At 38.3% G+C, this 25,852-nt stretch carries 20 protein-coding genes; 11 read left to right on the top strand and 9 right to left on the bottom strand.

The genetic code is table 11. The features are described 5' to 3' along the window. Positions 1-17: 17 nt before the first annotated feature. The 3 genes from porW to uvrC all read left to right on the top strand — a co-directional run bounded on the left by porW (position 18) and on the right by uvrC (position 6,806). Complete coding sequence (gene porW / locus H7U17_RS01025) at positions 18-2,615, top strand: type IX secretion system periplasmic lipoprotein PorW/SprE (protein ID WP_186753882.1); 2,598 nt, start codon at positions 18-20, stop codon at positions 2,613-2,615. A gap of 4 nt (positions 2,616-2,619) precedes the next feature. Beyond that, positions 2,620-4,932 carry a penicillin-binding protein 1A gene (locus H7U17_RS01020; RefSeq protein WP_186753880.1) on the top strand — a complete coding sequence of 771 codons (2,313 nt, stop codon included), beginning with the start codon at positions 2,620-2,622 and terminating at the stop codon, positions 4,930-4,932. Between the two features lie 80 nt (positions 4,933-5,012). Then, positions 5,013-6,806, top strand: coding sequence for an excinuclease ABC subunit UvrC (uvrC, locus tag H7U17_RS01015; protein ID WP_186753878.1), 1,794 nt, complete (start codon positions 5,013-5,015; stop codon positions 6,804-6,806). Between the two features lie 110 nt (positions 6,807-6,916). On the opposite strand, the gene porN is transcribed toward uvrC, so the two are convergent. From porN to H7U17_RS00975, 8 genes are all read right to left on the bottom strand, one after another. Then, the gene (gene porN, locus H7U17_RS01010) at positions 6,917-7,738 is read right to left on the bottom strand and encodes a type IX secretion system ring subunit PorN/GldN (RefSeq protein WP_186753876.1); all 822 of its coding nucleotides are present in this window, start codon (positions 7,736-7,738) and stop codon (positions 6,917-6,919) included. A 46-nt stretch (positions 7,739-7,784) separates the two neighbouring features. Then, positions 7,785-9,386 (bottom strand): type IX secretion system motor protein PorM/GldM, encoded by a 1,602-nt coding sequence (porM, locus tag H7U17_RS01005; protein ID WP_186753874.1) that lies wholly within the window; start codon positions 9,384-9,386, stop codon positions 7,785-7,787. A 38-nt stretch (positions 9,387-9,424) separates the two neighbouring features. Then, positions 9,425-10,237, bottom strand: coding sequence for a type IX secretion system motor protein PorL/GldL (gene porL, locus H7U17_RS01000; RefSeq protein WP_449390414.1), 813 nt, complete (start codon positions 10,235-10,237; stop codon positions 9,425-9,427). 60 nt (positions 10,238-10,297) lie between these two features. Beyond that, a complete protein-coding gene (gene porK / locus H7U17_RS00995; protein WP_186753870.1) occupies positions 10,298-11,392 on the bottom strand; it encodes a T9SS ring complex lipoprotein PorK/GldK in 1,095 nt (364 codons plus the stop codon). A gap of 116 nt (positions 11,393-11,508) precedes the next feature. Further along, positions 11,509-12,486: a PorP/SprF family type IX secretion system membrane protein gene (locus H7U17_RS00990; protein ID WP_186753868.1), complete on the bottom strand. Its 978-nt coding sequence runs from the start codon at positions 12,484-12,486 to the stop codon at positions 11,509-11,511. Between the two features lie 81 nt (positions 12,487-12,567). Beyond that, on the bottom strand, positions 12,568-13,341 hold the full coding sequence (locus H7U17_RS00985; protein WP_186753866.1) for a uroporphyrinogen-III synthase: 774 nt from the start codon (positions 13,339-13,341) through the stop codon (positions 12,568-12,570). A 45-nt stretch (positions 13,342-13,386) separates the two neighbouring features. Beyond that, positions 13,387-14,490 carry a DUF4271 domain-containing protein gene (locus H7U17_RS00980; RefSeq protein ID WP_186753865.1) on the bottom strand — a complete coding sequence of 368 codons (1,104 nt, stop codon included), beginning with the start codon at positions 14,488-14,490 and terminating at the stop codon, positions 13,387-13,389. Between the two features lie 6 nt (positions 14,491-14,496). After that, a complete protein-coding gene (locus tag H7U17_RS00975; protein WP_186753863.1) occupies positions 14,497-16,230 on the bottom strand; it encodes a BamA/TamA family outer membrane protein in 1,734 nt (577 codons plus the stop codon). A 50-nt stretch (positions 16,231-16,280) separates the two neighbouring features. On the opposite strand from H7U17_RS00975, the gene hemW reads away from it, so the two are divergent. After that, the gene (hemW, locus tag H7U17_RS00970) at positions 16,281-17,405 is read left to right on the top strand and encodes a radical SAM family heme chaperone HemW (protein ID WP_186754878.1); all 1,125 of its coding nucleotides are present in this window, start codon (positions 16,281-16,283) and stop codon (positions 17,403-17,405) included. 24 nt (positions 17,406-17,429) lie between these two features. Beyond that, the gene (locus H7U17_RS00965) at positions 17,430-17,744 is read left to right on the top strand and encodes a DUF721 domain-containing protein (RefSeq protein WP_186753862.1); all 315 of its coding nucleotides are present in this window, start codon (positions 17,430-17,432) and stop codon (positions 17,742-17,744) included. A gap of 18 nt (positions 17,745-17,762) precedes the next feature. On the opposite strand, the gene H7U17_RS00960 is transcribed toward H7U17_RS00965, so the two are convergent. Beyond that, a complete protein-coding gene (locus tag H7U17_RS00960) occupies positions 17,763-18,479 on the bottom strand; it encodes a DUF4197 domain-containing protein (RefSeq protein ID WP_186753861.1) in 717 nt (238 codons plus the stop codon). A gap of 87 nt (positions 18,480-18,566) precedes the next feature. Here H7U17_RS00960 and H7U17_RS00955 point away from each other — a divergent pair, with 87 nt between their 5' ends. The 6 genes from H7U17_RS00955 to H7U17_RS00930 all read left to right on the top strand — a co-directional run bounded on the left by H7U17_RS00955 (position 18,567) and on the right by H7U17_RS00930 (position 25,778). Then, on the top strand, positions 18,567-20,630 hold the full coding sequence (locus H7U17_RS00955) for a GAF domain-containing SpoIIE family protein phosphatase (protein ID WP_186753860.1): 2,064 nt from the start codon (positions 18,567-18,569) through the stop codon (positions 20,628-20,630). 31 nt (positions 20,631-20,661) lie between these two features. Then, complete coding sequence (locus H7U17_RS00950; protein WP_186753859.1) at positions 20,662-21,006, top strand: STAS domain-containing protein; 345 nt, start codon at positions 20,662-20,664, stop codon at positions 21,004-21,006. Next, positions 20,996-21,412 carry an ATP-binding protein gene (locus H7U17_RS00945; RefSeq protein WP_186753858.1) on the top strand — a complete coding sequence of 139 codons (417 nt, stop codon included), beginning with the start codon at positions 20,996-20,998 and terminating at the stop codon, positions 21,410-21,412. Before H7U17_RS00950 ends, H7U17_RS00945 begins: the two co-directional genes overlap by 11 nt. A gap of 92 nt (positions 21,413-21,504) precedes the next feature. Further along, positions 21,505-23,523: a peptidylprolyl isomerase gene (locus H7U17_RS00940; protein WP_186753857.1), complete on the top strand. Its 2,019-nt coding sequence runs from the start codon at positions 21,505-21,507 to the stop codon at positions 23,521-23,523. Then, positions 23,480-24,388 (top strand): peptidylprolyl isomerase, encoded by a 909-nt coding sequence (locus H7U17_RS00935; protein WP_186753854.1) that lies wholly within the window; start codon positions 23,480-23,482, stop codon positions 24,386-24,388. The genes H7U17_RS00940 and H7U17_RS00935 overlap by 44 nt, the downstream gene beginning before the upstream one ends. Next, positions 24,381-25,778 carry a peptidylprolyl isomerase gene (locus tag H7U17_RS00930; protein WP_230981222.1) on the top strand — a complete coding sequence of 466 codons (1,398 nt, stop codon included), beginning with the start codon at positions 24,381-24,383 and terminating at the stop codon, positions 25,776-25,778. Before H7U17_RS00935 ends, H7U17_RS00930 begins: the two co-directional genes overlap by 8 nt. Positions 25,779-25,852: the final 74 nt, after the last annotated feature.

Genomic DNA, 25,852 nt, shown 5'->3' with positions numbered 1-25,852 from the left:
TCATCTTTTTAATTATCATGGCCATTGGGTGCTCCTCTCAAAAAGACACTTTTACCAACCGCTTGTACCACAATGTAACGGCGCATTTCAACGCCTATTTCCTTGCAAAGGAAAAAATTGATGAAGCTGAAAAAAGTTTTTCGGATGCTTACCAAGAAGATTATAGCCAAGTACTCCCTGTTTTTTTACCAATCGATAGTGCAACAGTTGATAAAAATGAAGAAACTTTGGAGGAAGCGAGGGAATTGGCAGCCAAGGCAATTGATTGGCACAGGATCAGTAACTGGGTGGATGACAGTTATTACCTCATTGGGCTCATAGATTATTATGAAGCCCAAACAGACGATGCCATAAACACCTTCAAATACTTAAACGTAGAAAGTGAAAACGATGAGGTCAGACACAGGTCCCTTGTACAACTTCTTCGGATATTTATCGATCAGCGAAAGTTTGACAATGCAGCTTATGTAATTGATTTTCTATCCAAAGAAGAAGAGATCAGCAAAGAGAACAAAAGGATCCTGTATAAAACCTTGGCCTATTATTATGAGATAAGGAACGAAACAGATGGCTTAATAGCTGCCCTGGAAAAAACATTGGAACACACCTCAGATTCGAAAGAGGCCTCTAGGTTATATTTTACTTTAGCGCAATTATACCAAAGGGCTGGATTTGATGCACAAGCCTATTCCTATTACCAAAATGCCATGGATGGCAACCCTCCTTACGAAAGAGCATTTTTCTCTCAGCTATACTCACAGCAAGTTGCCGAACTTGAAAAAAGCAAGGACTTTAAAAAAGTCCGCGCTTATTACGACGACCTGTACAAAAACAGAAAGAATATAGACCTAAGGGATGTAGTGCTATACGAGAAGGCCCTGTTTGAATTAAAACAAAATGAAACTGAAGAAGCCATTCGTCTCCTTCATAAAGCAGCACAGGAGCAAGGAAAGAACAACAAGCAAAAAGGCTATATATACCAGAAACTAGCAGAAGTATATTTCAATCAGAAAGAAGATTATCAATCATCAAAATACTATCTGGACAGTGCATTACAGAATTTCAAACCGACAGACAACAGTTATAATGCCCTAATGAACAAAAAAGAAGTCTTGGACAATTTCACCTTCAATTATGAAATCATCCAAGAAAATGACAGTTTAATAGCATTAAGCAAATTGAGCCAAGAACAACAAGAAGAAATCGCTGATAAATTTCTGGAAAAGGAAGAAGCTAGGCTATTGGCCGAGGCAGAGAAAAAAACAGACAAAAGAAACGCCAATATTTTCAATAACCTTTTGGCCTTTGGGGGCAATGGATCTGCAGCCTCATTTTATTTTGACAATCCAACAGCTATTCAGCAAGGAGAAATTGAATTTTTCAAAAGCTGGGGAAACAGGGCACTTGCCGATGACTGGAGAAGAAAATCCAGCGGATATCAACCTGGATCTGGAATCGAGAACACGAATACAAATATTGACTCAGTAAAAACCCAAGATACCAATACACAAATCAGTTCTTCCCTCCCATCCAAGGAAAGTCTATTAGCCAATATCCCAAAGGATGAAAAAGCCATTTCAAAGCTTAATGATGAATTGGAAAGCGCTTACTTTGAGCTAGGAAAGGTATTGTTTTTTGATTTAGCCAGACCTGATATGGCGAGAGAATATTTACATGATCTCATTCAAAAATATCCTGATTCAGATAAGAAACCAGAAGCGTATTATACCTTACACCTTATTGAGGAGCAAACAGGTGGTAATGCGGACTATTATGCCAATAGGCTTAACAAGGAATTCCCAGAATCTCCTTTCACCAAGTCAGTCAATAACCCTGTAGAAAAATCCTCAGGCACTATTGCCAACAAAAATGCATCAGCCAATTATAGTAAAGCTTATGATCTCTATCAGGCAAATGACTATATGCAGTCTCGTCAAATTATCCGTAGCACCTTGGACAATTACCCCCTGACTTCGGTAACCGACAAATTACTATTGCTTGATATAATGATAGCAGGGAAAATAGACGATCAAAAAATTTATAAAAAACGTTTAGAACAATACATAAACACAACCAAAAGTGCCGATTTAGAAAAAATGGCAAGAAATATGCTTATTGCCTTAACAGGCGAAAAAGAAACTGAAAAGACCGACAATGAAAATAATCTAGCGGCTGCAGATTCACTAGCTAGGCAAGATCAACAACTTGAAGAAGATACAAGCACAGACAGTCTTAAAACAGAATCTATTTATAAAATAAATCCTAACCAGACACATATATTTATCTTGGCAGTAGCTCCTGAGCAAATAGATAAATCAAAAAATTTAACTGCCGATATGGAAAATTTCCATAATAAAAATTATCCAAATTCTAGGTTGAGAACAGGTAGCCTATCCTTTACGAGGGAACGTTCTATTGTTTTGGTAAGTCCTTTTTCGAATGCAGCCAAGGCATTGGATTATAGAAATAAGTTCTTAACAGAATTTAAGTCCCAAGCTTTATCAGAGGAAATAAAAAAGAGTAGTTTTGTAATTTCATTAGAAAACTTCCAACAGTTAAACAAAAGAAAAGACATCCCAGAATATGAAGCTTTCTATAAGGCTTCTTATCAATAAAGTCATGAGTAAGAAAAAACAAACCACAAAAAGCAGCAGTTTTGCAGGTAAAATAGTTAAGTCCCTTTGGATCATTTTTTTTGCAGGACTGCTAGGTCTTGTCATATTCATTTGGTCGGTAAGTGTTAATTTTTTGGGGCTATATGGTGAGCTGCCAGATTTTAAGACCCTGGAAAACCCTGATAGTGAACTGGCATCAGAGCTTTATTCTGCAGACGGCGTATTACTTGGGAAATATTATAGAGAAAACCGTTCTCCAGTTAAATACAATGAACTTTCGCCGAATTTGATACAAGCATTGGTTGCCACTGAAGACATTCGTTTTGAGGACCATTCAGGTATTGACTTGAAAGGATTGGCCAGGGTATTTTTCAAGACAATTCTACTTGGACAAAGTAGCGCAGGGGGCGGAAGTACGCTTAGTCAGCAAACAGCAAAAAATTTGTTCAAGACCAGAGGGGCTGAATCTCAAGGGTCATTAAGTAGAATTCCTGGTTTGAGAATGCTAATCATAAAGACCAAAGAATGGATTGTCGCTACCCAACTGGAAAAAGCGTATACCAAGGATGAAATTATCACCATGTACCTGAACACTTCAGAGTTTGGGAGTAATGCTTATGGGATTAAAACAGCCTCAAAAACATTCTTTAATAAAACGCCAAAAGATCTTGCTATTCAGGAGTCAGCTGTACTCGTAGGTCTTTTCAAGGCCCCAACCTATTACAGCCCGGTTTATAATCCTGACAACTCCCTAAGGAGAAGGAATACTGTTCTAAACCAGATGAGAAAGTATGAATTCATTACTGATGTGGAATATGATTCTATTTCCTCATTGCCACTGGAGTTGGACTATAATGTAGAAAGCCACAACCGCGGCCTGGCCACTTATTTTAGGGAAATCGTAAAAGCTGACTTAATCAAATGGACCAATGAGAACTTAAAGGTTGATGGTAAGCCCTATGACCTTTTTGGAGATGGACTGAGAATATATACCACCATTGATAGCCGAATGCAAAGGTACGCTGAGGAATCTGTTGATGAACATATGAGAGAGCTTCAGGCTAAATTTGAAAAGGAACTCAGAGGAAGAGAACCTTGGATCGACAGTGATAATAGAGTGATTCCAAATTTCCTCGAAACTATGATCAAAAGAACCGAGGCTTATAGGGTCTTGGTAAATAAATATGGAGCAGGTTCCGATTCAATTGACATTAAACTCAATGAAAAGAAAAAAATGAAAGTCTTTTCTTGGGAGAGGGGTGAAATCGATACCCTTATGAGTTCCATGGATTCTCTCAGGTATTACAAAACTTTCCTTCAAACAGGATTTGTTTCAATGGACCCACACTCTGGCCATATCAAAGCCTGGGTAGGTGGATTGAACCATAAATATTTTAAGTATGATCATGTGCGGGAAGGTAAGCGACAGCCAGGATCTACCTTTAAACCTTTTGTCTATGCCGCTGCCATTGAAAATGGTTATAGTCCTTGCTATACGGTAGTAGATCAACCAGTAGAAATCAATATCCCCGATCAACCGACTTGGATACCTAACAATGCTGACGGAAAATTCTCCTATGAGAAAATGACCATTAGGCAAGCTATGGCAAGATCTATCAACTCCATCACTGCTTATATTATGAAGCAAATAAGCCCTGAAGTAGTAGTTGAGACAGCTCATAGATTAGGGGTTACCAGTGACTTGGACCCAGTACCGGCATTGGCATTAGGAACCAGTGATGTATCTATTTTAGAAATGGTAGGGGCCATGAGTACTTTTGCCAATAAAGGAGAACACATAAAACCTTATTATATCGATAGGATTGAGGATAAAAATGGCAATGTCCTTCACCAATTCCCCGCCAGAAAAAAACCTGCAATGAGCGAGGAACATGCCTATCTGATGCTACATATGCTTATGGGAGGTTTCGAAGAAACAGGAGGTACCAGTCAGGGTATTCCTATGAGCTTAAGAACGGACAATGAACTTGGTGGTAAAACTGGAACAACCCAAAATGCCTCTGATGGATGGTATATAGGACTTAGCAAAGACCTTGTAAGTGGTGTTTGGGTTGGAGGTGATGACCGCGCTGTACACTTTAGAAGTTGGCTCAATGGACAGGGAGCAAGAACCGCCCGTCCAATTTGGGTTAAATACATGACCAAGGTTTATAATGATCCTAGCTTGGGAATCACCAAAGGGCCATTCCAAAAACCTGAAAGGCCATTAAGTATTGAACTGGACTGTGAAGAATACAATCTTAAAACAGACGATTTCTCGGACTTTGATTATGATAGAAGTAGCAACGACTTTTAAGCAACTTATTCCTTAATTGACACATTAAATAAAGTTGAAAACAGCTCGCGCCGGTGAGCTGTTTTTTTATATTTGTTATTATGCAAACACCATCATACAATCGTGATGAATACTTGAAACTTCCTGATTCACCAGGGGTTTATAAATACTTTAATGATGAGGGAACGCTCATCTATGTGGGTAAGGCCAAAAGCCTGAAGAAAAGAGTAAGCAGTTATTTTGTAAAAAGTGCTGGATTAAACCTGAAAACAAAAAGAATGGTCAGGGAAATCAATAAGATAGAGTTCACCATCGTCAACTCAGAATTTGATGCCCTTTTACTGGAAAACAACCTAATTAAAAAAGCACAGCCCAAATACAATATTCTACTCAAGGATGATAAAACCTACCCCTATTTACTCCTAACCCAAGAGCATTTTCCACAAATATATCCTACGCGAAAAGTTATTCCATCTAAAGGCACCTACTATGGCCCATTTGCCAGTGTCAAAGCCATGAACAATGTACTTGAATTGATCCGTACTTTGTTTACCATTAGGACCTGCAAACTGGACCTCAACCCATATAAAATAGCTGAGCAAAACTATAAGGTTTGCTTAGAATACCATATTGGAAACTGCCTTGGGCCTTGTGAAGCACTTCAAAGCGAAAAGGATTATATGAAGGATATTGACCAAGCCAAGAATATCCTAAAAGGCAATTTAGGCATACCTCGAGCCTTCTTTAAAGCCAAAATGCAAGAAGCCGCGGAAAACCTACAATTTGAGAGGGCACAGCGTTTTAAAGACAAATTGGAGCTATTGGAAAAATACCAAGCCAAATCCCTTGTAGCTAATCCTCAAATCACCAGTTTGGATGTTTTCACCATTGTCTCTGATGAAAAGTTTGCCTTTGTTAATTACCTCAAAATTAAAAATGGCGCCATCCATATCACCAAAACTGTAGAACTTAAAAAGAAGCTAGATGAAACTGATCTTGAACTATTATTAACAGCACTGTTCAGATTAAGAGACCAGTTCCAAAGTGACTCCAAAGAAATCATTAGTAATATCCCATTGGAAGAACCTATTGAGGGGCTCCATTTGGTGGTGCCAAAAATTGGCGATAAACGTAAATTAATTGAGCTTTCACTTAAAAATGCCATGTACTACAAAAAAGAAAAGGCATTGCTAAGTGGAAAAGCCAAAGAAAAAAAGAACCGGATTTTATTACAATTACAAAAGGATTTGTCCTTAAAAGATATTCCAGAACATATCGAATGTTTTGACAACTCCAATATACAGGGGTCATATCCTGTAGCCAGCATGGTATGTTTCATTAACGGCAAGCCTGCCAAAAAGGAATACAGGCACTTTCATATCAAAACTGTCATTGGCCCTGATGATTTCGCTAGTATGACAGAGGTAGTAGGAAGACGATATAAGCGCCTATTAAAAGAAAATAGACCCTTACCCAATCTAATAGTAATTGATGGCGGAAAAGGGCAACTATCGGCTGCAGTGGAAGCCATGAAAGCTATAGGTATCTATGGACAGGTCCCTGTTGTAGGAATCGCCAAAAGACTTGAAGAAATTTATTTCCCTGAGGACTCCTATCCATTGCATATAGATAAAAAATCTGAATCACTAAGATTGATCCAAAGAATAAGGGACGAAGCCCACAGGTTTGCCATCACCTTTCATAGAGATATCAGAAGTAAAGACGCCTTTAAAACTGCGCTGGATGAAATAGATGGCATAGGTCCGCAAACCAGTAATAAATTACTTAAACATTTTAAATCTATTAAGAATATCAAAGAGGCCAATGAAGAAGAAATCATTGAATTAATAGGTAAGGATAAGGGCAAAAAAATAATAGACTTTATAAAAAAATAATAGACTTTATAAAAAAATAATAGACTTTATAAAAAAATAATAGACTTTATAAAAAAATAGAGCAGGTGATTTACCTGCTCTATTTTTGTTATTCTAATCTTTGAGAATGATTACCATTCCCAAAGGCTATTTTCAAATTCTAATAGATCATATTCAAACTTCAAACCATTGAGATAAGCCTGCAATTCAGGATTAGGATGAGTAGGATCAATCAAATCCGCAATCAAGGCATCATCGGCATTAGAGAACTTCCTCACCACTGATTTAAACAATCTCAAATCAAATGCTTGGCTATAGGATAAATCCTTTGAAGTATTCTTGAAATTAATCCATCTCGCTTCAGGATGATCCTTGAAATACTCATAGAAATCTTTAAACCTGATATAAGCAATGGTCTTTTGACCTGCATTGGAATTTGTCTGTGAAGGCATCACCAAGTGAATATATTTCACATCAAATTTTATTTGTGAATGATGCTTATCAAAAAGAAAATCCTCTTTCAGATCCAAATAATAAAGGTTTTTGACGAAAATACTGTCTCCATTAGCTGCGATCCAGAAGTTATTCTGAAAATCAGCTATGGAAAGAGGTGTCGTGAATTCCTCATCCTCAAATACCTCTATAGCATTTTCCTCCACTACAGCTTTATATATACTGTTAATGATACCATTTCTTTTGGTATCTCCTGTACCATAGAGTGGATGGTTGTATTTCTCTCTAAGATCAATTCTTCTCCAAACACCGATCTGATACATTTTGTCATCCTCCCTGATTGGGTGAGCGGAGAACACCGTATCTATCTCAAACTGCCTATCTCCATAGCTGGAAGGGTCAACACTGGTTGCTCCTGCTCCCTGCCCAAAGACTTCTGCTCCACTTGCCATAACAAGTAAAACCAGCAGCGATCCAAAGATTTTATTAAATAGTTTCATAACAATATTTTTTTGCTCTTCTAACTTCAGAGCCTCAGCTTTCTAATTACTTAATTGGTATCCTAATAATTTCGTTCTGAGTACTCTTGATTTTGTTACCTCTAAAATTCGTTCTAGTCACCTCAGTGACCTGAATTACCAATGCATCACCACTTCTGGCAGCTGCCAACAAACTTCTAATTGCAACATTCTCTCCAGATATATTTACCTGATCTCTTGGAACTTCATTCCTCAATAATTTAACCACTCCTCCAGTAACTTCAAATTTAGCATCCTTAGGCATGGTTCTACCGAAAGTAGGTTCCGGAATGGCTTTCACCATCAAAGTAGAAGGACCTGGAGCTGGATATGGATTACTCAAATCAATAGCTCCCCTTGCATCAAATGGACGAATTGTTGGTGCTGGAACTGGTCTGATATCATAAGTTTTGGTACCGATTTTAACACCTCCACTACTCACACCAATATTTACCTTTCCTGAACTTCCCGGGATAATCGTCACATCGCCAGGCTTACTTCCTTTGATTGCCTGTCCATTACTGATGGCAAATTCAGGAGCATAATTATTACCTAAAGCAGGCACCTTAATACTCAATTCATTCGCACATTCTGCATACAATTGTTGAATAGCCTCTGCTGTAACTTCAATAGTTGGGTTAGCAACATAATAATCATAGGAATATGGCATTACACTATCCGTACCATTGATATTAATCACTACCTCACCAGAGAAGGTTTTCTTAGCTAACCCTCTGTCATCATAACTCCCGGCAGGAGTTACAGGAAAGCTAATTTGCCCAAAGCCATTTTCTACAGGAATTTCTGCTCCATTTGCCGTCATTTTTGGCTGTACAGAAGAAGAGGAAGAAGCGATAAATAAACTTCCCTCAAATTTAGTACCTGCAGCTACAATATTCGAATTGGCTGAAACCATTGGTTCAAACACATCCGACTTAAAATAAAACGAACCCAAAGAGTTAGTTATTTCAGAAAGGGCCTCAGATTCTATATTCAGCACCTCATTTTGATATTGACTAATGATGGCCAAAACTGCCCCCACAGGAGATTTCACAAAGTTTAAGTTCACGAAATCCTTATAACTAACATCAGGATCATTTTTGAATAAATCTATCTCATCGGCATTCTTGGCGATCTTATCAAAGGTCAAGGAAATACCCAGACTATTCAATATGGCTGAAATTTCTTCAGGATAAGCATTGAGCCTTTCCTGCATTTCATAACCCTTTTTGTTATTATTAAAGATATTTCCAGGAATATCAGTGTTCTTTAGTGCACTATTCTGGAATTGTCCCTCATCATTCAAAGCGTTGGAGCTAGTAATAAGGTCCTGCTTTAAGCTTTCCAAATAAGCAAAAACCTCTGCGGTTTTTTCCCTTACTTCTTGAGCTGCGGCTACTTTAGGAACATCTTTGGCATTATTGCCTTGTTGTTCCACCGTATTTCCTATTGTTTCTATCGTTTGAACATTCTTTTGAATATAGTTCTTAGAGGTTCTCTCCAATCCATCATTCAACAAAATGAACTTTTGTAATATTTGATTACTTACTTGCAATGCCAACAGGGCAGTCAAAACGAGATACATCATCCCGATCATCTTCTGCCGTGGCGTTTCTTTTCCACCGGCCATATATCCAGTTAAATTATAGTTCTAAGAAAAATTTAACCTCAACCTTTCATGGCAGTAAGCATACCACCATATACATTGTTGAGAGAACTAACGTTCTTGTTTAATTTAGCCAGTTCAGCTTTGAATGCTTCAGTTTCTTTGCCTGCCTCATTCAAGCCTTCCATAGCTGCGGTAACGTTAGAATAGAATTTATTAAGAACTTTAACATGACTGTTAGCATCCTGCAATTCCAATTCATAAACTGCATTCAATGCAGATAAATTTTTTGTTACAGCTACCACTTGCCCATGGTATTCTTTTGCATCTTGTGATGCAGAAGACATTTCTGATAATGCTTCGGCTGTCTTACTGTATGATTGGTTGATATCAACTAAGGTTTTTGAAGCTGCTTTCACATTCTCAGCATATTCAGAAGTGGCTACAGCAGCATTGGATACTTCACCCATTTTCTCGGTTGATTTAGCCAATTTGTCCAAACCTTTACCCAAACTTTCGATCAATTCAGGCCCCACTTTAGCGTCAGATAACATTTTATCCAATTGTTGGGAAACATTATCACCTGTGCTAGCAACTTTCTTGCTTTTGCGGCTTTGCGCTGGAGCACTTTCATCCTCGAGTTCAGGATAAACTTTACTCCAATCCAATTCCTTGGACTTTGGTTCGAAAGCGGACAAGAAGAAAATGATGGCCTCAGTTGAAAGCCCCACTCCGATCATTAGTGAAGCACCTGTCCAATCCAAAATTTTAAACATTGCCCCTAAAATTACTACTGAGGCACCGATCCCATAAATCTTTGGCATAACTGAGCCATAAAATTTATGAGCAAATGAATTTCCGTTATTTGTTGACATAGATTATAAAAGTATGGTTTTTTAATAGTGTGTGTAGTAGTTTAATAATATGCTGAGTGATTAACGTCTTCTTCTTCTTGATGCCCTCACATCCATAGATCCAGATCTTCCGATAAAGGTCATTACGGTTCTAAATCCAATATGAGCTGTTTTTACATCTTGATACTCGTAGGTTCTGGTACTTGTTTCTAGATAATGCGCTATATCTTTCCAAGATCCACCTCTAACAACTTTTCTAGATTCGTTCTCATCTTCATAGCGCGGATCCAAATCCCAGCTCAAAGCACTTCCTGCGGGGTTATAAGCATCAATCACCCATTCTGCCACATTTCCGGACATATTATAAATGCCGAAATCATTTGGTGCATAAGTGTCAACTGGTGCTGTATATGCAAATCCATCATCTATATAATTACCTCTACCAGGTTTAAAGTTGGCCATTAAGCAACCGCGTCTGTTTTTCAAATACGGTCCACCCCAAGGGTATTTAGCAATTTCTTTCCCTCCTTTAGCGGCATATTCCCATTCAGCTTCTGAAGGTAACCTAAAGCGTGGCATGTCATATTCTGATTTGTCATTGGCATTCATATGGTAAGTCTTCCACTCACAGAATTTCTTTGCTTGCTCCCAGCTGATTCCAACTACTGGATAATCATCAAACGCTGGGTGCTCGAAATAGTATTCCATCAATGGGTCTCCATAATGATGGGTGAAACTTTGAGACCACACTGTTGTATCAGGAAGCAACTCATCAATATTGAATTGAGGAGGATCCTTTAATGTTGTAGGAGTGGACAATGCCAATTCCCCCATTTTTACTGCTTCCAAAAATTGACGATACTTATTATTGGACACTTCATATTTATCCATATAAAACTCCGATATCGTCACTTGCCTGTTCAGAGAGGATTTACTGACAGCGATATCCTCATCTGCCTGGCCCATCCAAAAAGTACCTGCTTTTACCGGCACCATCTCGTGGGGCAATACCTGCTGCCACCCAGATCGGTTGGGCACACCAGTGACCTCCCCGGACCTGTTAGCTTTTTCACTCGCTGAGCCTTTACTGCCAAAAAGACCGCAACTCTGCAGAAGTACTGAAGCTATCAGCATCACGACTCCTGTCAAAAATCGTGAGTTCATTTTTCTGTACATATAAGACACTTTAGTTGACAATTCCCAATTTTCTAGACACACGTCTATTTACCAAGATCGAAATTTAACAGAAAATACCAAAAAAACGCAATGAAAGCATGAAAATAAATGATTAATTAAAATCGAAACCTAGGTGTTCTTTGTATGACTTTCTGTAAATTTCGTGTTATAGTTGGCAAATTATACGATAACATAAGTTCATGGGAACTAGGTGATTTTGCTTCATTCCCACCAACTACCAAATCAAATGCATATCCCAATCTAAGGGATTTATCTCTCAACAATTGATAACCCAAAAGCACGGACACTGACTCTTCTCCTCTATAGGCTAAGCCACCGCTAATTCGATCTTTATGTGTGGCTATAACGCTAATATCATAAGAAAAATTATTCAAGCCAACAGTTTTAACCAATAAACTTGGCTTAAAATGTATTTGTGCAAATGTTTTGAATTCATATCCTAGCATTAAATAGCTATGGTTTTTCAATTGATTGTCGAATGTACCATCGCCAAAATCAAAACTAGGTTCATTAATATTCCTACTACTTAAACTCAGATAATAATTGGCTGTTTTATACAGTAATCCCGCTCCAAAATTAAAACTCATCTGGCTCTCATCACCTGAAGCAGGCACATTGGGGTCGGGATTTACCAAATCCAGCTCATCATATTTAATAGTATTGGAAAACACCCCGCCAAACAGCCCAAGGCTCAAGGTTCCCTTCCTGATGTTTTTATGATAAGCCAATGAAACATTGATATCCTGACTGGTAGTCGGACCAATATCGTCATTGACAAATGTCAATCCCCAACCAAATGGCTTATTGGAAAACCTCCCGGTAGCAGTTAACAACTGAGTAGTGGGAGCTCCCCCCTGCCCTGTTGATGTGGTATAACCTAACCATTGGCTTCTGTGGAGAGCTGAAAACTGATAACCACCCTGTTGACCTGAAAAGGCAGGATTATAAAATTGTTGGTTATACATATACTGTGAAAATTGAGCATCCTGTTGTGCGCTTGCACTATGCCCGATAAACAGTATCATGCTTATGCTCGAAAAAATAACAAAATAAAGGTAAATTCTATTTTTCATGTGCATCAAAAGTACATTATGCTTAATATAACTAGTCTACACAATTATAATCGAATTTACCCTATAAATGTTAACTTTTTTTTAGACGTTGTTCACCTTTTTTATATAAAGCTCCAAGGCACCAGTCATACTAGGTGCATTTGGCATCGGCGCTTCAATGTCCAAAATTAAATCTTGATCTTTCACACTTTTGGAAGTAGTGGGACCAAAAGCGGCAATCCTAGTAAATCCTTGATCAAAATCAGGAAAGTTCTGGATCAATGACTTGATACCTGAAGGACTGTAAAAAGCCAAAATATCATATTTGATATCTTTCAAATCTGAAAGATCAGCAGCCACAGTGTGGTAAATAATGGCTTCTGTAAAATCGATATTATTTTTCTCTAGAAAATCAGGGATATCATTCTTTCTGATATCAGAGCATGGGAACAGATATTTTTCACCTTTGTGCTTTTTGAAATAATCAAAAAGATCAGCCGCTGTTCTTACCCCCACGAAAAGTTTTCTTTTCCTGATCACAATATACTTCTGCAAATAATGAGCAGTTTGCTCAGAAATACAGAAATACTTCATGTCAGCAGGCATTTCGATTTTCAGTTCTTGGCAGATCTTAAAAAAGTGATCGATAGCATTTCTGCTTGTAAAAATTACCGCAGTATGCTTCAAAATATCAATCTTTTGCTTTCTAAAGTCCCTGATACCAAGAGGCTCTACTTGAATAAAAGGCCTGAAATCAATCCTTAAATTGTATTTCTCAGCGAGCTGGAAATATGGAGACTTAGTGTCCGAAGGTTTAGGTTGAGAAACCAAAATACTCTTAACCGGCCGAAATCTGTCTTTTGTAGATTTAGTCATTTTGTCTGTTTTCTACTTTTGTTTTCTCTAATCTTTTTCCAGGAATCAGCCCAAGACTATCTTGGCGATCACCAAGAAGGGAACCAATTCAGAGCTGCAAATGTAAGAAAATAAATGGTAACTTTTAAACGGGACTTTTTTTAACATGATGTAAAAAAGTCTAAAAACGCCCAATAAATACACTAAAAAAAATAAAGACACGGCATAATTCAGCACTAAATCCATTTCTGTGAACCCTTGAATATAGAAGACAATAATTACCACAAAACATAATAACATGAGGATAACAAGGCCTCGCATCAAATAAAAAAATTGCCGAAAATCCCAGCGTTCAATTTGATATACAGAAGCAAACATCTTGACCCATAAGTATTTAAATACAGATAAAACCATAAACACTGCCGTACCTGAAAGCCATACTAGAAACAGAAAATTAATATCACCTCTTAGGTATCTCTCCAAAAAGGGGACTTCTGTAAAATGTATACCCGACATAATAAACAAAGTCAGTAGCATACTAAAAACCAAAATATTATAAATCATATCCGATGAAAAAACTTTTCCTCCTGTACCTGGTTCCGAAAAATCTTCCGAAAAAATTGAAACAGGGCGTAAGGCCGTTCTGAACATAAGGGGATAGGTCACTTTAAACAAGGCTATCAAAGCCAAAATAATCACCAAAGCCAAAATCAAAAAATCCCTTACATAGTCCTTTTCCCTCAACTGCGGCCCTTCTACATTTTTACCTCCATCTACCTCAAGTCCAGACCGAAACACCCCCTTCTTAATTGAGATATCTTCTTCTCTGATACCTGACCGGTAAACTTCTATATCCACCTTCCCCACAACTTCAGGAAATTGCTCCCTAAAAGCTGACAAAGGCAATAAAAAAGAAGTATCACTTTTGGTATAAAACCATAATTGATTGCCGACAAAGACTGCTGAAGAAGTTGGGAATTTCATCTCGAAAGCAGAAGAGGGATAATCCTCTACATTGACAGCCACAGAAGCCATGACAGGGCTTAGCGAAAACTCATGCTTTTTGACAGTGGTAATATGGGGATTATAATTCTCCAAAACCTGCGCATTAGCTTGAAAAAACGCCAAAAATAAAAACACCCCTAAAATTGTTCGTAAAACTTTTATCATAATTACCTAAAACCTCCCTGTATATCCGAAATGCACCTTGGCATAATTCATCCCTAGCTGCTGCTCATTTGACTGGCCTACCCCAAGAATAAACTGGAATGCCCCCTGCCCAGTATCCAAACTTAAACCACCTCCAAATGAAACTGGCCTGTCTGTCCTCCGTTCTCCTATCATCCCATTTTGCTCCAATAATCCAACATCCACAAAACCCATAAAATAGGAGCCATTCTCAAAATAAAACCTAGGCTCAAAATTAGCATAAACATACTGATTTGCGAAAAAGAAATTTTCATTAAAACCTCTTATACTCCTCAATCCTCCTAACCTGAACATATCATTCTTCAAAACATTATTTCCTGCTATTTTCCCAGCCCTCAATCGAATCATTGCCATCATCATAGGACTCCATTTCCAATAATTTTCAACTGAAAACTGACCGTAATATTGCAGGGCTACTAAATCCACCCCATCATAAAGATCTTCAGGAATAGCTGTATTCATAAGTATCTTTTTGTTCCCCACCGAAGATTCTAAACTTGCTCTCCAACCCCTTCGAGGATTAAAAACATCATCTAAAGCAAAAAAACTCAAATGAACCCCATAACTATTGAACCTAAAATCCAATGCTTCTGGCAAAGCACTAACTTCTTCTTGATCCATGGATACTGATAACAAATCACCCGACTGTCGCATTGAAAAAAACTTAATATAAAAAGAAGGAGTCAACTGATGGCCAAAATCAATTCTAAAATCCCTATTGATGAAAGTTGTATCCTCTTTCAAAAGGTAAAAGGAGCCTTTTACATCTATTCCAGAGCCAAAAATCATTGGCTCCTCTGCCCTGATTTTCAAGTTTTGGGAATATTGACTCAGTCGCTGCCAGTGAATCCCATAATTCCTGCCCCTGCCACTTACATTGAAAAGCTCAAGATCAAATTGCCCCGTCACCAGCATCTTGCTCCTCTCTGTTTCATTGGGAAGTAATCCAATGATTCCATCAATTGAATTCACTTTTCTGTCTATCAAAGGCACATATGCAGTGGCCTCACTGTTTTGAAAGCTAACTTGTGGATTATCTGAGATTTTGAGTGCCGGATGATGTTTTAGGCGCTTCCCGATTTCATCAACTGTATTTTGGCTATATGGCCTACCGGGGTCAAGCCCTAAATACCTTCCCAGATATTTCTCATTCACTTTCGAACTTCCCACTACCCGCAAACTATCAAAAGTAATCAAAGGGCCTTGGTGGAGATGAAGGCTAGCGGAGAAGAGCGCTCCTTCCTGGCCAACGCTGTCTAATTTGACCGAAGCAAAAGGGTATCCATTATTTTCATATTCCTTGATGATTGCTTCTATCAAAAAAAGTATGTTTTCAAAATTGACAGGACGTCTGCTAAACGCCCTGTTATTGAATCCTACCCTATTCAAAATGGACTGGGGGATATTCCCTTCAGAAAGGTATAACCACTCATATTGCTGGCCTGTTTCAATCACCACCTCCTTGGAATTTCCTTTTTCTCTTACACATACAGTGTCTACCATCAAAAAGCCCTCCTCTCTCAGCGATGCCATATATTGGCCCAAAAATAACGCTTGCTCAGCCTTTGAGGAAAATCCCTTTGACTCGGAATGGGTAATTTCACCTTTTACAATCATTCTAAGAGAAAGGCTGTCCTGGCCAAAAACCAAATGAAAGGCTGTGGCTAGTAATATTAATAATGTAATGATTCCCTTTTTCAAATAGCCTGACGTTGAAATTACTTACCTTTGTATCGATAAAAGTAATGATTTTGGCAGGAATATACATTCATATCCCCTTTTGTAAGCAGGCATGTCACTATTGTGATTTTCACTTCAGCACTCAAACTGATTTAAAATCCAAAATGGTGGAGATGATCTGCAAGGAATTGATTATCCAAAAAGACTATCTTGGCAAAGACTGTATTATCAAGACGGTTTATTTTGGTGGTGGAACCCCCTCTCTTTTGACTAAGGAAGAAATAGCTGCAATTCTTCAAACCATTAGTTTACATTACAAACTGGATCTGGAAGAACTGACCATAGAAGCAAATCCTGATGATCTTTCCCCCGCAAAACTACAAGAACTTAAAGCGCTCAAATTTGACCGTCTGAGCATTGGCATACAAAGCTTCCATGATGAAATCCTAAAATTCTACAACAGGAGCCACAATGCTGAAGAATCCCTGAAGGTAATCGAAAATGCCAGGAATGCAGGTTTTGAAAAATTGTCCATAGATTTGATGTATGGTTTTCCCCAAGCCGACCACTCCCTTTGGAAAACAGATCTCCAAATCGCCACCTCTCTTGAGCCCGGACATATAAGTAGTTATTGCCTGACCATAGAACCAGGCACAGCCTTGGGCAGTTGGACACAAAAAGGCAAGTTCTTACCTGCATCTGAAGACTTTAGCGCTGACCAGTTTGAAATCATGCAGGATCATTTGGAAAGAGCGGGATATATTCAATATGAAATTTCCAATTTCGGAAAACCCAACGCTTTTGCTGTTCATAATACCAATTACTGGAAAGGTATCCCCTATTTAGGAATTGGGCCAAGCGCACATTCGTTTGACGGTAAAACCCGACAGCACAATATTGCCAATAACGCCAAGTACATCAAGTCATTGGAAATGGGAGAGCTCAATTTTGAAAAGGACCTGCTTTCTAGGGAGGATATTATCAACGAATATATACTCACATCGCTGAGGACTATTTGGGGCACAGATCTTCAAAAGCTTGAGGACCAATTCGACACCTCACTATTAGAACTAAAAAAGTCAGTAATCAATGAATTTCAGGAAGACAGGTTATTGGCTTTAAAAAACCAGTATTTGGTCCTAACCAAAGAAGGAAAACTTTTGGCAGACTATATCGCAGGAAAGTTATTTCTATGAGCAATACTTAGTACCTTTATCACCATGAAGAAGTATCAGGATTACAATCCGCGTAAAAAGGAAATCACACCACTCAAGGAAGCTTTTGAGGAACTGTTACAGGCCTATAGACTGAAAGACAGGTTCAACGAAAAAAAAATAGCTGGTTCATGGGCTGAACTCATGGGAAATTCCATTGCTAGCAGGACGACCAGTGTTTACGCCAAGGACAAAAAGCTCTTTGTCAAACTAAGTTCTGGGCCAATCAAGAAAGAATTGATGATGAACAAATCAAAAGTACTTCAGATCATTGAAGATAAATTTGGAAAAGGAGCAATAGAGGACATTACTTTTTTGTAAAGTCCTCTAGTAGATTCATTAATCCTGTGCTGCAAATACTCGCTTCAACAAGACACTGCTTCTTTCCATAGGATCTTCTCGAATGGCTTTTTCTTCTTGGGCGACTAATTTAAACAACCCATCAATGGCCATATCGGTAACATAACCGTTCAAATCAGGATTTAATTTATTTTTTGTGGTCGGCACCCTATTATATGCATTGGCCAGCTCACCATAATGCTTGGTTGCACCAACTTGATTCAGGGATTCCTGAATATGGGGTTTAAAAAGTTCGCTTAATTGATCAGAAGTGGTGCTCTTTAGATATTGGGTAGCTGCATCATCCCCTCCATTAAGAATATCCCAAGCATCCTGAATGGTCAACTGCTTAATAGCATTGATAAAAATAGGTTTTGCCTCCATGGCAGCATTTTCTGCCCCACGATTAATCGTTGTGATTACTTTGTCCACCTCATTTCCCAAACCAAACTTCCTAAGTGTCGATTCAACTTTTTGCACATCTTCCGGTAGTGCAATTCGAATCAGCTCATTACCCAAAAAACCATCTGTTGAAGAGGCACTCTCCACACCTACCGAAACACCTTTCACCAAGGCCTCCTTCAAGCCGGCGCTCACATCTGACTCTGACAACGTGGCCTCACTTGCACCTTGAATAAACTTATTTACTTCTGAAGCTGTACAGCTTAGCAGGGCAAAAATGAACAGGATTCCAAAAATTCTACTACTAATTCTCATTTTTAAACTAAAGGTTATATTATTTGCTTTTTGAATGCCTCTTGAAAATTGAATGACATTATGTATAATTGTAATGTTTTTTAATCAATGTTTAAACTCCCCAATATAAATATCGGAAAGATCACCCTGCTAGTGACCATACTCACCTGGCTAGGGATGCTTTTTGTGGATCTTTTAAGGCTTTTTGGGACCATTAATCAAATGAATTTGGGAATTGCACCTGAAATCACTTGGTCATTGGAAATCATGTTTTTCATATTGATTTATATTTTCATTAGTAGGTCTCTGGCCCAAAATGAAAACAACAATTTTATTCATTTGATCTGGAGAGGCGCCTCTACAGGTTTAATGGCTTTGGGTACGGGTTTATTGATCCAGTTTTTCTACTACCTACTCAATAATACAAGACTGTCAAAAGATCCATTATTGGCCAATTTCTTCTATCATGTCAATTTTGGAATGACCACAATATTTCTGATTTCATGCACTTTGTTATGGAAGCACCTCATTTTATACCAGAAAAACAAAAATGTGGTTCAGCAGTGGCAAATATATGAAGTCATGCTCACAGTCAGCATGTTTTTCATTTATTTTAACCAAAACAGCTTTGATTTCACCTTCCTATTTGGTTTGCTGTTTCTTTTGATATTCAGCATTATCATTTCGGTCAACTTAAAATGGATCCCCTACCTTACTTTCAAGGACAAGTGGAAATCCATTTTATTCTTTGCCATTATCATCATAAGTAGCTTGGGGCTATTCCTCCAAATGCTCTCTTACAGTGAAAAGGGATTTATTTTAGTCAATCTTACCGACAACCTTTTCTTATTAGGCCTGTTTGGATTTGTGTTTATCTATGCCCTGTTCAGTTTCCTTGTAACGCTGTTCAATCTACCTACCTCTTCAGTTTTCGAGCAGAAACTTACAGAAGCCATCAACTTCCAAAAGCTCAGCCAATCCATACAACCAGGACAAAGTGAAAGCCAGGTACTGGATATCTTGATGGACAGCTGTATGAGCGCTGCCTATGTGGACGCGGCCTGGCTGGAGGTAAAAGATGAAAACAATCATTTCCAAATCCTTCACCAAAGGTTCATTACGAACAAGGACAGAAAGGATATCAAGGAATTGCTAAAGGAAAAAAAGCCTTTTTCTGATTATTTAAAGAACAATCGCCAAATAGACCTGGAACATATACATGGACCTTTGGACCATGAAATATTCAATTCTGCCCTCATTATCCCTATACGTGTAAATAAAGAGTTATTGGGAAATATTTACCTCTTGAAAGAGGTGAAAAATGGCTTCAACAAAGAAATGCTCAACATCATTTCCACTTTTGTGGGCCAAGCGAGTATATCCTTAGAAAACCACAGGTTACTGAATGAAGCTCTTAGGACGGAAAGGTATAAAGAAGAACTAAAAATTGCCCAAAGAGTACAGCGCAGCCTCCTTCCATCTGAACTACATCATAATGGGAGCTTCAATATTGTGGGCTTTTCGGAAGCTGCAGATGAAGTAGGCGGCGATTATTATGAGACCTATCAGTTCAACGAACACCGCTTTGCGATGATTATTGGAGACGTTTCAGGAAAGGGGACTTCAGCTGCCTTTAATATGGCCCAAATGAAAGGGATCTTTCATAGCTTAGCCCAATTGGATCTAAGCCCAAAAGAATTTTTGATTCGCGCCAACAGTGCCTTAAGTAAATGTCTGGCCAAAAACCATTTCATTACCACTACTTATTATCTACTGGATACCGACAAACACGAAATCACCTTTTCTAGGGCCGGCCACTGTCCTACCCTGTATTTTAAATCCGAAAACGGAAAATCAGCTTATCTTAAAGCGGATGGGCTAGGTCTAGGAATAGTAAGAAGTGGGAAATTTGAAAACTATTTAAAAGAAAAAACCATCAACTATCAACCAGGAGATGTATTGGTCATGTATACTGATGGCATTATCGAGGCCAAGGACCAAGCTGGGGAAGAATTTGGCTATGATAGGTTAAGGGAAATACTTGATATTTCATATCAAAAAACTCCTAATGAGATAAAAGAAATAATAATTGATGAAGTGTATAGCTTTGTTGGTGCATCTTCCCTAACTGATGACGATTACTCCTTATTGGTGGTTAAATTTGACAAGTAAACATTAGATAAATCTAAGCGTATAATCACATATGTTAGAAATCAGCATACAAACCGAAAAAGACCAGACTACCTTAATATTAAAGGGGCAGGTCGATGCGAGCAACTCGGTTGAACTTGATGAAGCAATTGGTGAATTACTGAACAAGAATCATAAAAAAATATTAGTTGATGGAAGTGGCCTAGAGTACATTTCATCTGCTGGACTTGGGGTTTTTATGTCCTATCTCGAGGACTTTGAAGAACAAAAGGTCCTATTTCTAATTTATGGTCTTTCCGAGAAAGTAATCAATGTGTTCCATATTCTCGGATTGGACCAGCTCATTACCATTAAAGCGAATAAAGAAGAGGCATTGCAGACTATCCATGAAGCATGAGCTAACCCTATATTGTGAAAAGAACAAATTGGCCGAGCTGAGGACTTTTCTTGATAAGGAGCTTAGCAATTCCGGTTTAACCGATATAGTCAAAAACGAATTGATTTTGGCTGTGGAAGAAGTATGCGCCAACCGAATCATACACTCACATGGCTGCAACCCTTCCAGCCATCTCCGTATCAAAGTAAAGAAGCTTCATCACCGGATAATTTTTGAGATCATTGACTCTGGCGAGGCATTTGACATGTTGACCTATGAAGAGCCCCGTCTCAAAGATGTAATCAAAGACAAAAGAAAAGGTGGGCTTGGCATCAAATTAGTCAAGACCATTATGGATGCCATAGAAATCGAAAGCAAAAATTCCCATAATATCTGCCGCTTGATCAAACAATTGAATTCCAAATAATTGTTAATTCTCACCACTTATCAAGGAGGAAACCACGCATTCTTCATTAAAATTTGTAACATTGCACTATTGTTTTTGGCATGCAAACGACGATGAAATATACATATCTGTGCCTGTTCGCATTGGGCACTATCATAGCTTGTACTCCTTCTGGCCAACTGAGTCAAAACACTCCGAGCGCTGAAGAAAGTCCATACCTACTCAAAGTAGGTAATGAACCGATTCAGTCTGCCGAATTTTTATACATGCTCTCCAAAAACCGCGACTTTGAAAAAGACGAGGACAAATTAAGCCCCGAGGAATTTGAGGAGAACCTAGAGCTCTTTATCAACTATAAATTAAAAGTCAAAGAAGCAGAAGCATTGGGGCTACATGAATCAGAAGAATTCAAAAGGGAGTTCTTGGCATTCAAAGAAGACCTAAAAAAACCATATCTGCTTGAAAATAGCCTCCAGGAGGGTGAGCTCAGAAAAGCCTATGCCCGTATGCAGGAAGTGGTCCATGCAAAACATATCCTTCTGAGGTTTCCCCGAAATGCCAACAAAGAAGATTCAATTGCTGTATTCCGTATGGCACAGAAAATCAAAGAAAAAGCAGAAGCTGGACAGGATTTTGAGGAACTGGCAATTGAATACTCCCAAGATCCTTCAGTAAGCAGCAACAAAGGAGACCTGGGGTACTTCACCTCGTTACAAATGGTATATGCCTTTGAAGATGCTGTATATAATCTGCAGGAAGGTAAAATATCAGACCCTGTATTAACTAATTTTGGTTACCATATTATCAAATTAGAAGATAGAAAGCCCAACCCGGGACAAGTAAAAGTAGCACATATCTTGGTCAGGACAGATGCAGATGACCCTATGTCTGAGGATAGATCAAGAAGAAAAATTGCGGATATCTATACCGAACTACAAAAAGAAAACAGTAGCTGGTCTACAGTTTGTCAGTCTTATTCCGAAGACAAAGACACCAAAAACAAAGATGGAGAACTACCTTGGTTCGGTATTGGTTCTTTTATTAAGGAATTTGAGCAGGCTGCTTTTTCCTTGAATGAAATTGGAGAGATCTCCAGACCTATCAGCACGCCCTATGGTTATCATATCATCAAGTTGATAGACACCAAACCCATCCCTCCTTATGAGGAAATGGAAGAAGGTCTGAAATCAAAAATCCTCAGAGACAGTCGATCCAAATTGATCAAATCCCAGGTTCAAGCTATTCAGAAATCAAAGTACCACTATCAAGAACATGCGGAAAACATCATTAAAACCAAAAATTTATTGAGTGATCAAGCTTATGAAATAAATGCTATCAAAAGCTTACTCGAAAATGAAGGAATGATGGACAGTACTTTGTTTGTGATCCAATCTGAACCTAGAAAAGTCAATGACCTCATCAACTTTATTGAAAATAGTGGTGAAGTGGTTAATATAGCGCCCAGGAACTACTTCCAGCCTTGGTTAGACAAATACATTGAAACATCCCTTATATCAACTGAGGAAAAAGACCTGACAGAAAACAATGATGAATACAGGCTATTGATAAAAGAATATAGGGATGGTATTTTGCTTTTTGACCTGATGAACCAAATGGTATGGCAAAAGGCATTGCTTGATACTGTTGGACAAGAAGCTTTCTATGAGGAGCACAGGGAGGATTATAAATGGGAAAAGAGAGCTGATGCGATCATATTAACGCTTAACCGAGCCGAATTGATCAGTCCCGCCGAAAAGTTTCTAGAAGAAAAGACTTATAGTGAGGATTTGGATGAAAGTATTCAAGCTAAATTTGTTGATGAATCACCTATTTCCTTTGAGTTAAAACAAGGAACTTTTGAATATGAAAATCACCCGGTATTGAAGAACATTAATACTTCGGACAAAAATCTTCAAAAGCTGAAACAAGATGGCAAAGTGCATTTGATAATCATAGGAAAAACCTATCCTGAAATGCCAAAAGCCTTCAATGAGACCAAAGGAAAAGTCATACAGGATTTCCAGGAATCACTGAACAATAATTTAATCAGTCTATTAAGAAATAACTATATCATCCAAATAAATGAGGATGAGAAAAAGAAAATTGAAAATATCGTCGTTTCAAATAATTAGTCGATTTATCATCATCCTATTCTGTACAGTTTTAAGCAGCTGTGACCTGTTTAAGATAAAAAACACGGAAGAGGAAGAAAAAGATAATCCAGCGGTAGCTTCTGTGGATAATAACTTTCTCAGAAAAGCGGATTTATCCTTTATTACCAAGGAAACTACTTCCAAGGAAGACAGTATCAACCTGGCCACTCGATACATTCAGTCGTGGATAAAAAAACAACTCATGATCAAAGAGGCCGGTAAAAACATTACCCTAAGCCAAGCTGAGTTGGACAAAAAACTATTGGATTATCGATACGCATTGATCGTTTACGAATATGAGAAACAATATATTGAGGACAATCTGAGCAAGGAAGTGACAGATGAGGAAATCCAACAGTATTATGACAATAATCGAGATAATTTTATCCTGAAGGAAATCATAGTTCGGACCAATTTCATCAAAATGGAAAAAAGCCTGTCCCAGAATACCAAAGTAGAAAAACTCCTTAAGCAAAACAGTCCAGAGGACAAGGAGACTTTGAGGGAACTGGCCATAAAATCTGCTAGTAACTATTTCTTGGAAGATTCCACTTGGATTAAATTTGAAGATATAATCCTCAACACCCCTTTGAGCAACCATAACAATAAAGTTCAATTACTAAGCAGATCGAACAATATCATAAAAGTGGAAGACGAGGAGTTCAATTATTATTTTAATATTCTGGAATACAAACTTCAGGACCAAATCCCCCCTGTAGATTTTGTGAAAGATGAAATTTCCAGGATAATTGTCAATAAAAGAAAAGTAAACCTTGCGGAAACATTACAAAACAACGTTTATAAACGAGCACAAGAAAACAATGAGTTTAAGATATATGAGTAAGTTCACAAAAATGCTGACTGCAGGCCTAATGACAGTGATTTCATTTCACTTGCATGCCCAAAATGCAGACAGTACCAAAACCAAGCCTTCCGGTCAGATCTTGGACAAAATTATCGCCAAAGTCGACAATAATATCATTCTGGAATCTGATCTTCAAAAAGCCTACCTAGAGGCTGTCTCTCAATCTCAAGAGGGCTTTGAAGCACCTTCTAGATGTGATATTTTTGAATCATTACTGATCAACAAATTGATGGTGGCCAAAGCAGCCATTGACTCCATTATTGTGACCGACGCGGAAGTGGTATTAGAAACAGACCAAAGGTTCAATATGGTCATGCAACAATTTGGAGGTGATGAAGAAACCCTAGTGGAGGCATACGGAAAGACTTCTGAACAGCTAAAGTCTGAAATCCATGATATGATCAAAGAACAAAAGATCATTGGTAAAATGAGAGCGAATATCGTTCAAGATCTCCAGGTTTCACCTGCTGATGTGCGAAAGTTCTATAATCAAATCCCAAACGATTCTTTGCCTTTTTTCTCAGCAGAAGTAGCGGTAGGACAGATCGTCAAAAAGCCTGAGCCAGGAAGGAAAGAAAAAGACCAAGTAATTGCACAACTCAATAATATCAAACAAAAGATTCTTGATGGAGAAGCTGATTTTGCCAGCATGGCCAAGAAATATTCAGAAGATCCCGGATCCAAGATTCAAGGAGGTGATTTGGGCTTCTTTGGTAGAGGTGAGTTAGCCCCAGAATATGAGGCAATGGCTTTGAGCCTTAGACAAGGTGAGATCGGAGAACCAGTCGAGTCACAATTTGGTATTCACTTAATTCAATTATTGGAAAAAAGGAGTGATTCTTTTAGTACGCGCCATATATTGATCAAGCCAAGACCCTCAGAAAATGACATTAAAGCTGCTGAAAGGGAATTGGATAGTTTGAGAAACCTCATCCAACTAGACACGATGAGCTTTGCGAAAGCAGCCAAGGAATTTTCCGATGACAGAAGTACCTCTGACAATGGGGGATTCTTTTCAGACCCTACTACCGGAGCCAACAGGCTTACCCTAAGAACACTTGAAGACCCTATCTTATATTTTACCATTGATACCATGAAGGTAGGTACTGTAAGTGAACCTTTGCGCTATGAGGAGCAAAACCAAAGAACCGGTGAAGCAGAAAAAGCAGTCAGAATCCTTTATTATAAAGAAAAATTCCCTGCACACAGGGCCAATCTAGAGGATGATTACGAAAAGCTCAAAGCAGCTACGAAAAAGCAGAAGGAAACTGAAGCGCTGGAGAAATGGTTTAAAATTGCCAAAGAAGAAGTCTTCATAGATATTGATCCAGCCTATGACCGCTGCAATGCCCTCAAAGAGGATGACTAAATGAACTAACTATAACAGCAAATGAAAAGGGAAGTTGATGAATTCAACTTCCCTTTTTTTGTCCTAATATAAAC

It is taken from the genome of Echinicola salinicaeni (assembly GCF_014280965.1).
Taxonomy (GTDB): Bacteria; Bacteroidota; Bacteroidia; order Cytophagales; family Cyclobacteriaceae; genus Echinicola; species Echinicola salinicaeni.
This window is presented reverse-complemented; position numbering and strand designations above follow the sequence as displayed.